Source organism: Leptolyngbya sp. FACHB-321 (assembly GCF_014695975.1).
In the GTDB taxonomy this organism is placed as follows: domain Bacteria; phylum Cyanobacteriota; class Cyanobacteriia; order Leptolyngbyales; family Leptolyngbyaceae; genus Stenomitos.
The window spans coordinates 228798-243238 of the sequence record NZ_JACJPI010000064.1; the positions used below are offsets into that span (position 1 = coordinate 228798).

At 49.7% G+C, this 14441-nt stretch carries 12 protein-coding genes; 7 read left to right on the top strand and 5 right to left on the bottom strand.

The genetic code is table 11. The features are described 5' to 3' along the window. Positions 1–91: 91 nt before the first annotated feature. The 3 genes from hepC to H6F76_RS16610 form a co-directional block, all read right to left on the bottom strand. Positions 92–1003, bottom strand: coding sequence for a heterocyst development glycosyltransferase HepC (hepC, locus tag H6F76_RS16600; RefSeq protein ID WP_190449503.1), 912 nt, complete (start codon positions 1001–1003; stop codon positions 92–94). 115 nt (positions 1004–1118) lie between these two features. Then, complete coding sequence (locus tag H6F76_RS16605; protein ID WP_347276045.1) at positions 1119–3332, bottom strand: polysaccharide biosynthesis tyrosine autokinase; 2214 nt, start codon at positions 3330–3332, stop codon at positions 1119–1121. Between the two features lie 54 nt (positions 3333–3386). Further along, positions 3387–4463, bottom strand: coding sequence for a glycosyltransferase (locus H6F76_RS16610; protein WP_190509902.1), 1077 nt, complete (start codon positions 4461–4463; stop codon positions 3387–3389). 849 nt (positions 4464–5312) lie between these two features. Between H6F76_RS16610 and H6F76_RS16615 the strand changes: the two genes are divergently transcribed. After that, positions 5313–6809 carry a polysaccharide biosynthesis/export family protein gene (locus H6F76_RS16615; protein WP_190509904.1) on the top strand — a complete coding sequence of 499 codons (1497 nt, stop codon included), beginning with the start codon at positions 5313–5315 and terminating at the stop codon, positions 6807–6809. Between the two features lie 41 nt (positions 6810–6850). On the opposite strand, the gene ylqF is transcribed toward H6F76_RS16615, so the two are convergent. Further along, complete coding sequence (ylqF, locus tag H6F76_RS16620) at positions 6851–7711, bottom strand: ribosome biogenesis GTPase YlqF (RefSeq protein WP_190509906.1); 861 nt, start codon at positions 7709–7711, stop codon at positions 6851–6853. Continuing rightward, positions 7708–8391 carry an adenylate/guanylate cyclase domain-containing protein gene (locus H6F76_RS16625; protein ID WP_190509907.1) on the bottom strand — a complete coding sequence of 228 codons (684 nt, stop codon included), beginning with the start codon at positions 8389–8391 and terminating at the stop codon, positions 7708–7710. Before H6F76_RS16625 ends, ylqF begins: the two co-directional genes overlap by 4 nt. A 408-nt stretch (positions 8392–8799) precedes the next feature. On the opposite strand from H6F76_RS16625, the gene der reads away from it, so the two are divergent. The 6 genes from der to proC all read left to right on the top strand — a co-directional run bounded on the left by der (position 8800) and on the right by proC (position 14413). Continuing rightward, positions 8800–10164 (top strand): ribosome biogenesis GTPase Der, encoded by a 1365-nt coding sequence (der, locus tag H6F76_RS16630; RefSeq protein WP_190509909.1) that lies wholly within the window; start codon positions 8800–8802, stop codon positions 10162–10164. Positions 10165–10240: 76 nt separating this feature from the next. Continuing rightward, positions 10241–11233 carry an energy-coupling factor transporter transmembrane protein EcfT gene (locus H6F76_RS16635; RefSeq protein ID WP_190509911.1) on the top strand — a complete coding sequence of 331 codons (993 nt, stop codon included), beginning with the start codon at positions 10241–10243 and terminating at the stop codon, positions 11231–11233. Positions 11234–11508: 275 nt separating this feature from the next. Beyond that, entirely contained in the window at positions 11509–11778 is a 270-nt protein-coding gene (gene pipX / locus H6F76_RS16640) for a transcriptional coactivator PipX (protein ID WP_190449511.1), read from the top strand. Next, positions 11775–12464, top strand: coding sequence for a YggS family pyridoxal phosphate-dependent enzyme (locus H6F76_RS16645; RefSeq protein ID WP_190509913.1), 690 nt, complete (start codon positions 11775–11777; stop codon positions 12462–12464). Before pipX ends, H6F76_RS16645 begins: the two co-directional genes overlap by 4 nt. Positions 12465–12906: 442 nt before the next feature. Continuing rightward, a complete protein-coding gene (locus H6F76_RS16650; protein WP_190509915.1) occupies positions 12907–13521 on the top strand; it encodes a cell division protein SepF in 615 nt (204 codons plus the stop codon). 88 nt (positions 13522–13609) lie between these two features. After that, positions 13610–14413, top strand: coding sequence for a pyrroline-5-carboxylate reductase (proC, locus tag H6F76_RS16655; protein WP_190509917.1), 804 nt, complete (start codon positions 13610–13612; stop codon positions 14411–14413). The last annotated feature ends 28 nt before the right edge of the window (positions 14414–14441 follow it).

Consider the following 14441-nt stretch of genomic DNA (forward strand, 5'->3'; position numbering starts at 1 on the left):
AGAGGATTGTAACCTTAGCCTTTATTGTCAGTGGTCGCTGTGGTGTCAGCAAGTGCTTAACCGAAACCCACAGAGACTCTTTACCAGCAGGCTAAAAGGCACCAAACCCTGAAAGTACTTTGGGTACTGTAAGTAGGAGAATCTTGAAGTCCTGACGCAGCGACCAGGTGCCTAGATAACGCAAGTCAACTCGGTTTACGTCATCCAAATCGCGCAAGTGCGATCGACCCGTAACCTGCCAGATGCCAGTAATGCCAGGGAGAGCATTCAACCGTTGCCGCACTGCCGGACTCAGCCGTACCGCATCATAAAGTGCCCAGGGACGTGGACCCACCAAGCTCATCTCGCCTCGCAGTACATTAATCAGTTGGGGTAACTCATCCAGGCTATACTTCCGCATCCAGCGACCAATGGGCGTCACGCGGGGATCGTTTTCGCATTTATGCAAACCCGCCTGCTGTCCCATAACCTGATGGTGGTACAGTTCTGCACCCGTAATCATTGTGCGGAATTTTAGAATCTGAAACAGTTTGCCGCGCTCGCCAACGCGCCACTGGCTGAAGAAGATGGGACCCGGCGACTGAAAGAGAATCAAAAAACTGAGACCGAGCATGAGAGGCCCCACTACTAACAGAAGGGCAACAGCCGCACTCCAATCAATCAGCCGTTTCAGCCTCCACTTCAAGTGATTTTGCTTTTTGGGTAAAGCAGGAGTACTGGGTACACGCAGGTAGGCAGGTTTGTTAACTTTGGCACAGGCATCTGCCCAAAGTGCTAACGCGGCTTCACCCAGATCTGGGGCTAGCTTGACTAAATGAACGGGCGATCGCTCCAGGCAATCTGCCAGCAACTGCTCACTTTCTAATGCCAGCAATGGCAGCGTGGTTGGCTGCTGCGAAAGCGTGAGCAAGAGTTGCTTTTGTCTCCAGGTGAGAGTGTAGTAGGGGGGGCGATCGGGTTGGATGCCTGTCGCTGCTTTGCTCAGAAGGGAAAGAGTAGACATAAGCGTAGGGAGCCTTTAAGCGGTAGATTTGCCGTCTGATTTACTGATTTAGTGGTTGAATTGCCCGATGTCGTTAATGGCAGCAATATTTAATGCCAATCTGCAAGGTATCTATCTACAAAGAGGCTAATTGTCCTTTACGGTCGTATTGTCCTTTACGGTCGTAAGCAAGATAACGGTTTACCGCTAGGTCAGCGCCGTTTGCAATGATGCCAATGATGTTCAGCTTGCCTAGCAGCGCTGTTGCTTGCAATAGTTCAGCACGGGTCACATGACCAATACGCCCGACCAGCACCATACTGCTGCAAAATGAGGCTGTTAGCATGGCATCGACAATGCCCAAAACGGGTGGTGCGTCGATAATAATGAGGTCGTAGGTTTGCTCTAACACCTGCATTAAATCGCCCATACGATCAGCACTCAACAGTTGGGCAGGATCAGCAGGTATCGGACCAGAGGTCAGAATCGACAGTGGAATGTCAGTGTAGGAGTGCGATAGCTGAATATCGCTGCTTTGTCGGAGGGGCGTTTGCCGTGTGAGCAGGGTCGAAAGCCCATACTGGTTAGGCAAGTCTAGCTGTTGGTGCAGGCTAGGACGACGCAAATCGGCATCGATCAGCAACACGCGTTGGTGTAACCGTGCGGCACTGATTGCCAGACCAAGGGCAATGGTTGACTTGCCTTCACCCGCCAACGCCGAAGTAACCACCAGGGAACGTAAGCCAGCCGCACTCGGCAGCAACTGGATATTCTTATAAATCAAGTCCAGGGATTCACGAAAAGGTTGCCAATGGACGACTTGCATGACAGGGGGCAAACTACCTGCTTCTCGGAAGGGCACTAACGCCGATAAACCTTCTTCTAGCTGTAGTGTTGGCACCATGCCCAATAGCGGGACAGTCGCTTGCTTCAAGTCGTCTGGAGTGTGTACCGAATCATCCATCGTGTCTCGAATAAAGGCGGCGACGCTGCCAAGCATCAGCCCTGCAACGGCTCCCAGAAGAATGTTTTGCTTCAAGTTGGGTCCAATTTGTCTACCCAGCTTGGGTTCTTCAACCACTTGCCAGTCGAAGCCACCGCGCGCAATTTCGAGGGCAATATCCTGGCGGGCTTTAAGCAATTGTTGCAGCGTGTCACGACCAATCTGCACTTTGGGCTGAAGACGACCATATTCTGCCAGCAAGCTGGGAAAGCGCTGCAACTGCTGCTGGAGTGATCGTTCTGCCTCAGCAAGACTTTGCGCCCGACCTTGCAAGGCGGCTAAATTTACCTGCGACTCTACAAGCGCACTTGCCAAGGTGAGATCGGTTGCACTCAACTGCCCAACGCTCAGACCAGAATCGCCTTTTACATCAACCTGTGCTGCATTGCTGCCCAAAATGCGACGCACCTCGTCTGCCAGCAAATTGCGCTGCCGCTGCCGTTGGTCGATCGCCTGCTGCACAAAGGGGCTAGCAGGTTTGAAGCGCAGACGTTGCTGCACGATTGCCAGTTCACTCTTTTGAATTTCATTCAGCAAGCTTTGGTAACGAGACGATTGGCTGAGCCGTGCGGCAATCAACGCCTGCTGTGGTGAAAGTGCCAATTCTTTCTGGAGTGTTTGATAGCGACCCTGTACCTCCCGCATTTGAGCCTGATTGCTTTGCCGCTCTTTTTGGACGTTGCTGAGAGCGTCGATCAAAGCGCGTGACTGCAACTCTGGGTCAACCAGATTTTGGCTCTTGCGAAACTGCTCCATGTCATTTTCGGCGCGATCGACTTGCCGTTCAACTCGTGGCAGTTGCTCATCTACAAAAGAGAGACCGCGAGTGAGCCGCAGCTTTTGCTGTTCGCGGTTGTAGTCCTGGTAGACCCGCTGAACTGCTTTCAACACTTTCTGCGTTTTTTCTGGGTCATCGCTGGTGTAAACGACTTGAAAAATTTTAGTTTTTACCTTGTCTTCTTCAACTTGCGTCAAGACCAGTGCTTTTTGCAGTTCTGCTGCCTTCAAGTCAGGATAATCTGTCTGCAAAAGGGCAACTGCCTTTTGTAACAGTTGCGAACCCCGCATTTGAGTCAACTGAGTGGAGTAATCAATTTCTACCGTGCTGTCAGCAAACTGATTTTCTGCTCCCGTACCTGCATCTTTTTTGCTCTGGTAGTTTGGTTCTACCAAAAGCTGCATAGAGCTTTGATAAATCGGCTTTTTTAACAATGTGTAAACGGTTACAACTGACAGAACGCCAAAGAAGATACCCACTAGCCAAAGCCGTCGCCGAAAGAGAGCAGCAATCAACTGCCCATAGCCTGGATCGGTTTCAGCAATGCCGCTAACGTTACCTACAGTCACAACTACCACCCTTAACCATAAAGAATCTAGCCTAAGTTCTTAGCCACCATAGGCTCAAGTGATACCAATCGCTTGTTCCACCTTGCCAAAGAACGCTTCTTCAGAAAAATGCTCTAGGGCGTGGTCTCGAATCTTGCGATAGTTCCACTTAATTGAGTTGGCTGCTAACAACGCAGACTGCAATGCTTCTGGCGATTGCCGATTGAACAGAACGCCGGTTTTGCCAGGAATTTGAGTGTCTAAAACGCCACCTGCCCCATATGCAATTACAGGCGTACCACTGGCATTGGCTTCAACGGGTACAAGTCCATAATCTTCCAGTGCCGCCACGATCACAGCGCGGGTTTTAGACATTAGCTGAGTGCGATCGACATCGCTAACGTGCCCAAGAAAGTGAATGTTTTTCATTGCTTGCGCTTCTAACCGTTTTCGTTCAGGACCTTCACCTGTCACTAACAGTGTTAGACCTAACCAATTAAAGGCTTCGATGATAATGTCGGTCCGTTTATAGCTAATCAGCCGCGCCGAGGTGAGATAAAAATCGTCTTTTTCAGATGAAAAAACAAATTTTTTGCTATCGATCGGATAGTTAATGACGATCGCAGGCTTCTTATAAACAGTTTGAATGCGTTCTGCAACAATACTTGAATTAGCAATGTAGAGATCTGGCTCTTGAGAGTAGTTTAAATCCACTCGTCGCATCTGCTGAAAGACCTTTTCTAACAGCGGATAGAGCTTTCTAAACGTAGTATACTCTCGCAGATAATTGCGTGTATCCCATAGAAAACGAGTAACGTTGTGGCAAAAGCAAATGTGTCGCGCTGTTGGGTTTTTGCGAACCGCTTTGGCAAAGCTGCTGCTGCTGCTGATAATGAGGTCGTAGTCTTGTAAATCGAGCGATCGAAAGGCTGGAAAGTACAAAGGCGCTAGCAGCCTAAAATACTTGCTAGCGCCTGGAACATTCTGCAAAGCTGTTGTATGAACGACCCGATCGTGAAGGTCGATCGTCCGTTTGGGGTCGTACACCGAAGTGAAAATATCCGCATCCGGATAGCGCTTGCAAAGCAATTCAAAAACCCGCTCTGCTCCCCCCCGTTGAGTTAGGTAGTCATGCACCAAGGCAATTTTCATAACTAAAAAGCAACCACTGTGGTTTTGAACTTAATTATCCAAGCGATGGCTTTAGTAAAACGATTGCTCGTGATCAGATAAGCCGCTTGAGTCCCTAATGTTCAGAAATCCTGCGATGTCGCCTAAACAAGTTGTACATCGATGGATTCAACTTATGTACTTAATCACATTTGATCAAGCACCAACATCTTTAAGGCTCATTAACTCACAGGGAACAACTATGCAGGAAAATGACCAGCAGTGCTACACCGTAACTAATACGGGTATCAATCTATGCGGTCTTATGTCAGTAAGGGTCTGGTGAAATTTCACTCACCATATCACCTTAATCGAACAACAAACTTAACAAAGCGTAGAGATCAAAATTCAGCGAAACATCTCTCTAAAGGCGTAATTTTTAATTCTCGCCAGATAATTTTATTTGTCAGTTACTAAAAATGGTGAAACGAATCAGTTTAATTTGGTGCTTGAAAGGAGGCGATCGATCGATTTAAGTTGTGGAAAACTGCGTGCAAGCAAACTTCTAGAGTTGCTTTTAATACATCTTGAGTGCATAAGTTTGTAGCCTTTGCTGGTGTTAGGCAAGGCTCTAGAAGCAGCTAAACAATGTTCTAGACCTTCTTCAACTCTAGCTTTGAGTCTTGCTTTGGTTTGATATGTTCTGCTTTGAAGCAAGTGACTAAAATTACCACTGAGAAAGCTTGCTCGTTTGCTTAACTGAGGCAGCCTATGATCGCCTAAAAACGTAAGTGGTTAACTCGATTGTGCCTGTGACTTGAGAACTTTGAGGAACCTTTTTGGTATTTCTTCGTCTTCATTCGCATACTTGCCCCACAGTATTACCGCGTTATGCCTCTGGCTCAACCATTCCGGCTTGCAAAGCAGACAACCTGCGCGATCGATTGGCTCCCTCCAACCATCATCGTCGGTTCCTTGTTTTTAGCCTCTGTGGGCACAGCTCAGGTTCCCAATCGCACCCTTAACCCCTCCGTACTGCCTACGAATGCCTCGCTAACTCAGGCTGAAGATGGCTACTTATTAGGCTCTGGTGATCGTGTCCGCATCGACTTTTTCAATGTGCCCGAATACAGCGGCGAATATTTGGTGTTACCCAATGGGGCAGTCAATTTGCCGCAGGTGGGTGCAGTGCCTGTACAGGGTCGAACGCTCAAGCAAGCAGCTGCTGCCATTGCCGCACGATACGAACCTTACCTGACTCGTCCCCTAGTTACTATTGGCTTGCTCTCAGCACGACCGTTGGCGATCGCGATCGCGGGAGAGATTAATCGTCCCGGCACTTACAACGTACAAGCGATCTCAGCGAATGCTGATACAGGTGTTCCCAGCGTCACCCGCTTGATTCAATTGGCTGGTGGTGTGACTCAGGCGGCAGATGTGCGCCAAGTCGAAGTGCGTCGTCCGCGTCCTTACAATGCAGGTGCAGATGAGGTTATCAAGGTTGATTTATGGGAGTTGCTCAAAGCCGGTAACTTGCGACAGGATTTGCGATTACAAGATGGTGACAGCATTTTTATTCCATCTGCTACCAGCGTTGATCTAAATGAAGCGCAGCGTTTAGCAGCGGCAACGATTGCGGCTCCCAGCGATCGCCCCATGCGGATTGCAGTCGTTGGTGAAGTGAATCGTCCTGGTCCCTACATTCTGACTCCTGACCAAACGAACCCAACGAACCAAACCAATGGTGCGTCGTCTACACCCTTGCCCACTAATGCAAACTTAAAAGTTCCTACGGTCACGCGTGCCATTCAGACAGCAGGCGGCATTACGCAAACCGCCGACATCCGCAATGTGGAAGTGCGACGCACGACTCAGGCAGGTCCCGTGCAAACCATCAAAGTTGACTTCTGGAGTTTGCTCCAGGCTGGGGATCTGCGTCAGGATTTGCCGCTTCAGGAAGGCGATACGATCGTCATCCCTACTGCCCCTGCTTTGGACAATACCGAAGCAACTAAGATTGCTGCTGCTAGTTTTGCGCCCGACCGCATTACGGTCAATGTTGTGGGTGAGGTGGTGCGATCAGGTCCGGTTCAAGTTCCGCCCAACACGCCGCTAAATCAGGCATTGCTGGCAGCGGGTGGCTTTAATAACCGTGCCAAAAAGGGTGAGGTGACGTTCATTCGTCTCAATCAAAACGGCACCGTAGCGCGACGCAATATTAACGTTGATTTTGCTCAAGGCATCAGCGAGGCAAACAACCCACCAATGCGAAACAATGACACGATCGTTGTTCGACGATCAGGTCTTGCGACTGTATCGGATACGTTGGGCTCTGTACTGTCGCCGATCGGTGGGGTCTTTAGCATCATTAATCTATTGGGTTTTTGAGCAAAGGCGCTCAACCTTTAGCTCTGAAGATCAACTAGCTCTTAACTGCTAACTACTGACCGCTCCATAGGGTATTCCAGCGCGATCGCCCCCAGTACTCCGGTACGAAAATCGTTCAATACTTGACGTGCGGTGCGTTCCACATCGCCTTTGTGCCGATGGGTTGCCAGTTCGTGTAGATAGCTTTCGCCAGTAAACGGTTGAGCATCCAGGTTGTAGCGTGCTTGCAAGACAGACTCGATCGCCCGTTCCTTGAGCAACTCGATCAGCGCAGCGGCAATCCGCTGATTGTCGTAAGCGGCTTCACCAATGTCGTCGCAAATTGCCAGTTTGAGTGCGGCATCCTGATCGGTCAAGCGCGATGGCAGCACTCCGGGCGCATCCAGTAGCTCAATTTGATCCGAAATTCTAACCCAGCGCAGTTGTTTGGTAATGCCTGCACGACGAGCGCTGTCTACGACACGCCGATTCAGCAAACGGTTGATCAGTGCTGATTTACCAACATTGGGGAAACCGATGACAACGGCACGGACGGGACGGGGCAACATACCACGATCGCGCCGACGCTGATTCATCTGCTCCCCTGCTCTCTGGGCTGCGTGCAACACCGTTTCAATGCCTTTTCCATGTTGGGCATCAGTAAAATAGGGTTCGTCTCCCTGCGAGCGAAACCATTCTGTCCACTGCTGCCGCGCTTGCGTGGAGATCATGTCAATACGGTTCAGCACCAGCACGCGCCCTTTAGTGCCCAACCACTGCTGCACTTGGGGATGCTCTGTTGATTGTGGAATCCGCGCATCTCGCACTTCCAGTACGACATCAACACGCTTAAGCTGCTCCATCAGCGCTTTTTCGGCTTTGGCAATGTGACCGGGATACCACTGAATCGAAGGCGTAGTCATGACAGTCCAACCAACTTGTAGAGGGTGATCGGTTGCTTTCTGCCGCTTAAGAGCTTTGAACCCAAAGTTTCTACCTGAATTCGATCAGCGCAGTATTGATAAGTTGCTTCCCCAAGAATGATGTCACACTGATGCTCCTGAGCCGCCCTTTCTAGGGCAACAGTCAGATTAACGCCATCACCAACTACTGTATATTCCATCCGTTTGCTAGAGCTAATATTACCAACCCCCACTCTAGCAGTGTTAACGCCTATGCCAATTTGCAGGGCTGGCAGGTTGGTAGATGCGAATTGGGTATTCAGGTGTACGAGGCGATCGCGCATAGCAACCGCTGTTTCCACCGCTTTCCAGGCATGATCGTCAAGCAATACAGGCGAACCAAAAACTGCCATAAGCGCTGCGCCAATGTACTTGTCGAGCGTACCTTTGTGCTCAAACACGGCATCTACCATCGTTTCAAAGTATTGATTGAGCAAGCTCACTGTTGCTTCTGGTTCCATGCTCTCTGAAAGCGTTTCATAGTTACAAATATTGGCATACAAGATGGAGACTTCTTTGACCTGGCTTTCCATTTTGCTGGCTTCAGCATTTGCCAATAACTGCTCTGCCAGTTCTTGCGTCATATAGCAATACATTGTTTGCCGTAGCATCGCGTCATCTTTTGCATTGGTATCAGTCATGGAGCCAGTACGTTACTTCATGTCTAGCGATCGTAACTGATTAAGCAGATTCTCTTTGCTCAGAACGTAAACATGATTGATGGGATTCGTACTAATTTCAACATTGGCGGCTGAAAAAACGACGATCGGCGTGACGAAACGCAGTCCTTTATGTCCTTCGATTCTTTGACATGAAACCCAGTCTACGCTTTCAGTGCTTTAACACCGAGAACTTGCACTAGGACTGCGGAGAGGTTTTTTCCGCAATTAGGGTTAACAGTTGACGAGTTTCTTGACAATAAATGATCTGTAGTGGATTTCTGAGGATCTGCTAGCACTGCCGCTAGAATAGAAGACTGTTGATAATGAATGGCTCATCGCAATGAACCCCATTCATTCGTTAGCCTTCATCCTTCATCCCTTCCTGCCATGCCCTTGCCTACTGTTGCTATTATTGGTCGTCCTAACGTGGGCAAGTCTACCGTCGTCAATCGGCTGTCGGCGTTGCAGGATGCCATCGTGTTTAATGAACCAGGTGTCACCCGCGATCGCACTTACAAACCAGCCTTTTGGCGCGATCGAGAATTTCAAGTTGTGGATACAGGTGGTCTGGTGTTTGACGACGACACCGAGTTTTTGCCACTCATTCGCGAACAGGCACTGGCTGCGCTGGCAGAAGCAAGTGCCGCCATCTTTGTAGTGGATGGTCTTACGGGTCTAATGCCGTCGGATGAAGAGATTGCTAGCTGGTTGCGGCAACAGGCTGTGCCCGTTTTGCTAGCAGTAAACAAATGCGAGTCGGTGGATCAGGGGGCAGCGCAGGCGGCAGAATTTTGGTCGCTGGGCTTGGGCGAACCATTTCCCATTTCGGGTATTCATGGCAACGGGACGGGCGAACTGTTGGATGCGTTGATTACACACCTGCCGCCTGCCAATGAGATTGAAGAATCTAACGAAATTAAAGTAGCGATCGCAGGACGACCCAATGTAGGCAAATCGAGCCTGCTGAATGCGTTTGTTGGCGAGACACGCTCGATCGTTAGCCCGATTTCTGGCACGACGCGAGATGCGATCGATATGGTGGTGCAGCACGGCGAACAAACCTATCGCCTTATTGACACAGCAGGCATTCGCAAGAAAAAGAATGTCGAGTATGGACCTGAATTTTTTGGCATTAACCGTGCTTTCAAGGCGATTAATCGTGCTGATGTGGTGCTGTTAGTGATTGATGCGCTGGATGGCGTGACTGAGCAAGACCAAAAACTAGCGGGACGGATTGCCGACGAAGGGCGTGGCTGCGTCATTGTGGTGAATAAATGGGATGCAGTCGAAAAAGATGCCTATACTATTTACGACCATGAAAAATTAGTGCGAGAGCGTCTCCACTTTACCGAATGGGCAGACGTGATCTTTATTAGCGCCAAAACTGGACAGCGCGTGGAAAAGATCCTCGATATGGTGAACATTGCTGCCGAACAACAGAAACGGCGTGTTTCTACCTCTGTTATTAATGAAGTGCTAGAAGAAGCGGTTGGTTGGCACTCTCCGCCTACGACACGTCAGGGTCGCCAAGGCAAAATTTACTACGGCACGCAGGTCAGCAGTCGCCCACCGGCAATCGCGCTTTTTGTCAATGATCCCGCTTTGTTTAACGACAACTATCGCCGCTACGTCGAAGGTCAGTTTCGCAAATCCCTCGGCTTTGTTGGCACACCGATTCGCCTCCTGTGGCGTGGTAAGAAAACAAGAGACGTTGATCGCGATCGCGTGACAGCAAACCGAGCAACAAGATAAGCAGTTGTTAGTTGCTAGTTGCTAGTTGTTAGACTTTTCTAGCCAGCCGTTAGAAACTAAAAGCTAAAAACGATTCATGGATTTGCTCCGCTCTCTGCCCCTGGGGCTATACCTTGAACAACCCATTACCTGGCTGCATCGGCTCGATCCCCGGCTGAAGTTAGCATGGTTGATGACCTTCCTGGCAGCGCCGCTGCTAGCAAATGCCTTTTGGCGGGTCCTGTTATCGGCATTGCTTGTTCTCCTTACTGTTCTAGCCCTAATTCCTTTGCGGGTATGGCGACAGCAGATGGGCTGGCTGTTGACGCTCAGTTTTATGGTGTTTGCCTTAACCACCGTGCTACCCGATGGGCTAAAAACACGGCATCAGCCTCGCTTACCTGTAGATGAGCTTGCTTTTGCCCAACAACCAAACAAGCTGCCACCTGTCGCAGCGCCACTTCCCTGGTACAATCCGCTGGCTGTTGGCAAGCCGTCTGTATCACCGCCTGCGGGCACGTCGCCTACCGTCTTACCTCAGCCCACAGACTACCGCTACGTCGTCTTCAAGAGCCGCTGGTTCACCATCACCAAGCGATCGATTGCTTTAGCCATTCGCTACAGCACACTCCTGTTTACGCTCATCTACAGCACCAATCTTTTTTTGCTGGTTACTTCGCCAGAGGAGATTACAGCCGCGATCGAAGATTGGATGTCTCCTTTACGCCGCTTCAATTTACCTGTAACAGAAGTAGCCCTCACGCTGACGCTCTCGCTCCGCTTTATCCCCCTTGTGCTTGAAGAAGTGCAGAACTTGATGCGATCCGTCAGCACCCGTGCAATCAACTGGCGTAAGTTGGGCTGGCGGCAGGCACTGCAAGTTTGGTTGACCGTTGCCGAACGCTTGCTCGAAAACCTGCTGTTGCGGGCAGAGCAAATTGCTAGTGCTATGAAAGTCCGAGGCTTCACTAGCCCCAATGAACATCAGGTGCAATGGCATCAGTTTCGCCTGAAATGGGTCGATTGGCTGGCGATCGTCACGCTTGCAGGACTATGGGGTGCGCGTTTGGTCTGGGGTTGGGAACTTTAGAGAGGCTGGAGGCTAAACGCTAATAGTCAAGAGTTTGGTCATTATTTAGTCCTCAAAACTAACTCAGAACTCTCCCTTGCCTTTTTTGCTCCCCTTGCCTCCTCTGTATCCTCCTCGCTCCTCTGTATTTTCCTCATTTCTCTGTATCTTCCTTACTCCTCTGCCCCTTATCACAGATCATTTTTATGCCTGAGATAGAGGCATCGTTATCACGTAAAGTGATGTCATACCTACATTAAGGTGTACTATCCTCTCCGTCGTCCGCCTAGACCTGAATGAGCAACGAAGATTACTTAAATCATCCGAATTTTGGCTTGCTTTTTAGAGTCTGTCTGATCGACACAGCGCGTGAGTTGTTTACAACGCTTTATGCACAGCGCTTGTTTTTCTTAGTTGCCAATGGCGATGAAGGGTTAGAGTTTGAGTCTATTACTCGCACTGATGCCCGCATTCTGGTCGAAAACCGGATGCGAATGTTGCGTCGTCAAGGGCAGCAGCAGGATTACAATCAGCTTCAGGTGATTTATAAACAAACATTTCAATGACAGCGTTTTCTCAACTTGGCGGTACGATCGCAGAACGCATTCACCAGATTCGTCAAACGCTGCCAGATTCGGTGCGGTTGCTTGCAGTCACCAAGCAAGTTTCGATCGAATTAATGCGAGCTGCGTATGATGCGGGGGTGCGAGATTTTGCCGAAAATCGAGTGCAGGAAGCAGAGGCAAAACAGGCTCAACTGCATGACCTTACAGATGTAACCTGGCATTTGATTGGGCATCTGCAAAGCAACAAAGCGCAAAAGGCATTGGAGTGCTTTCAATGGATTCACTCGATCGACGATTTAAAGCTGGCGCAGCGACTGAATCGATTAGCAGCACCACTACCGCAAAAACCACAGTCATTGCTACAAGTAAAGCTGCTGCCAGATCCAACAAAATATGGATGGTCAGTGGCAGAGCTGATGACCGATCTGTCAGTCTTAAATCAATGTGAAGATCTCAGGATTCAAGGATTGATGACAATTCTTCCCTATGGGTTAACGTCTACAGAAGCAACGACTGCCTTTCAACAGATGCAAACCCTAGCTAATACAATTCGGCAGCAAAATTTACCCCATATTCAAATGCAAGTGCTGTCAATGGGAATGTCGAATGACTATCGCTTTGCAGTGCAGGCAGGGGCGACGATGGTTCGCTTAGGGCGCATTCTCTTTGGCGATCGTCCTGCATAACCATTGCTAAATCGAGCCAAAAAGTTGCTTCAGATCTGCTGGGATTGATTGCAAAAAGTTTGAGAAAAAATGAAGCGATTTTCAAAAGATCGAGTATCTTGTTCCCTAGGGTCTGATGGCTTGTTAAAGGAAGCGACCTAGACCGATCGTTTCCCTCTGCCATTAATGACTTAAACATCCTGATCGAAAAAACTTTTGGTAGTATGTTTGGATTTCGGTATCTGGATGTATACTATTCATTCAATTCGGTCAAAGCAGGCAGGGCGTTTAAGCTATTTGTTTGTAGATATAAGCCTTCATCAGTTGGGCTTTTAGTTAAGAGGTTCGGGAGGCAATTTCCTTTTTGCTACCTCTAATATTACGGACTAGATTTAGCATGATCCCTGCTTTTCCGGTCGTTATGCGTTTCTCAATTAACTCTGATCGTGATGGAGCGTGAACAGTGAGCAACATCTTCACCAAGCTACGAGACTTTGTTGGATTTAACGAACCTATGGACTACGAATACGAGTACGACGAAATGGATGGAGACGAGTATCAAAATCTCTATCAGCAAGAGCACGCGCAACCTGCTGCTGCACCGCAAGAAGATGCACGCACTCGTCGCCCCAGTCGCTTGCGCGATCGTCCCCCACTCGGTACTGAAATTGGCACCATGAACGCAGCACCTATGGGCAACGTTATTGGTATGCCCGGCGTAGGCGTAAATGGTGTTTCGGAAGTTGTGGTGATGGAACCACGTTCCTTTGAAGAAATGCCTCAAGCAATCCAGGCATTGCGCGAACGCAAGTCTGTAGTGCTTAACCTTACCATCATGGATCCCGATCAGGCGCAGCGCGCGGTTGACTTCGTAGCTGGTGGCACCTACGCGATCGATGGTCATCAAGAGCGTATTGGCGAAAGCATTTTCCTCTTCACCCCAAGCTGTGTTCAAGTCAGCACTCAAGGGGTTCCAGGTTATGAAGCGCCACAAACTCAGCAGCCTCAAGCACGCGCTCCGCGTCAGGCAGCACCCGCGCCAGCTTGGTCAAACGAGCCAATGAGAATGGCACAGTAAAAGCTGTCAGTGTTCAGCTATCAGCATTTAATTGCGTTTTGCTGACGGCTGACCGCTCATTGCTGACAGCTCAACGGAGACGGTCAAATTGTCTATTAAACTTGGTCTGATTGGCGGCGGGGTAATGGGGGAAGCTCTATTATCCCGTCTTGTCGATCGTGGTGTTTACGCACCACCAGCTATTTTGGTAAGTGAACCACAGGCAGAACGACGAGCTTTTTTGGCGCATACCTATGGCGTTCAGGTGACAACCGAGAATCAAGCCGCTGTCGAAGCCGATGTGCTGTTATTGGCGATTAAACCTCAGCTTTTTGGTGCAGTGACGTCACCGCTGGCAGAACAAATCGGGACGCGATCGCTGCTAGTACTTTCGATTTTAGCGGGAACACCGCTGAGTAAGCTGGAAGCCGCGTTTCCTAACCAGCCTGTAGTGCGGGCGATGCCGAATACACCCGCTACAGTCGGCGCAGGTATGACGGCGATCGCTCCTGGTGTTCACACACAACCGCATCATCTGGCACAGGCACGACAAATTTTTGAGGCAGTAGGTGAAGTGGTAGAAGTCCCCGAAGCGGCTATGGATGCCGTTACAGGGCTATCTGGTTCAGGACCAGGTTATGTTGCACTGATGGTAGAAGCTCTTGCGGATGGCGGTGTTGCGGCAGGCTTGCCACGGGCGATCGCGCTTCAACTTGCGCTCCAAACGGTTAAAGGCACTGCACAGTTGCTTCAGTCATCGGGGCAGCATCCAGGTGCTCTGAAAGACCAGGTAACGAGTCCTGGTGGCACGACTATCGCAGGCATTGCAGCACTTGAACGCGCTGGCTTTCGTTCGGCAATCATTGAAGCTGTCTTAGCTGCCGATCGGCGATCGCAAGAATTAGGACGTTAAGCGAAGCGTGCCTATTGTGACCACGTTT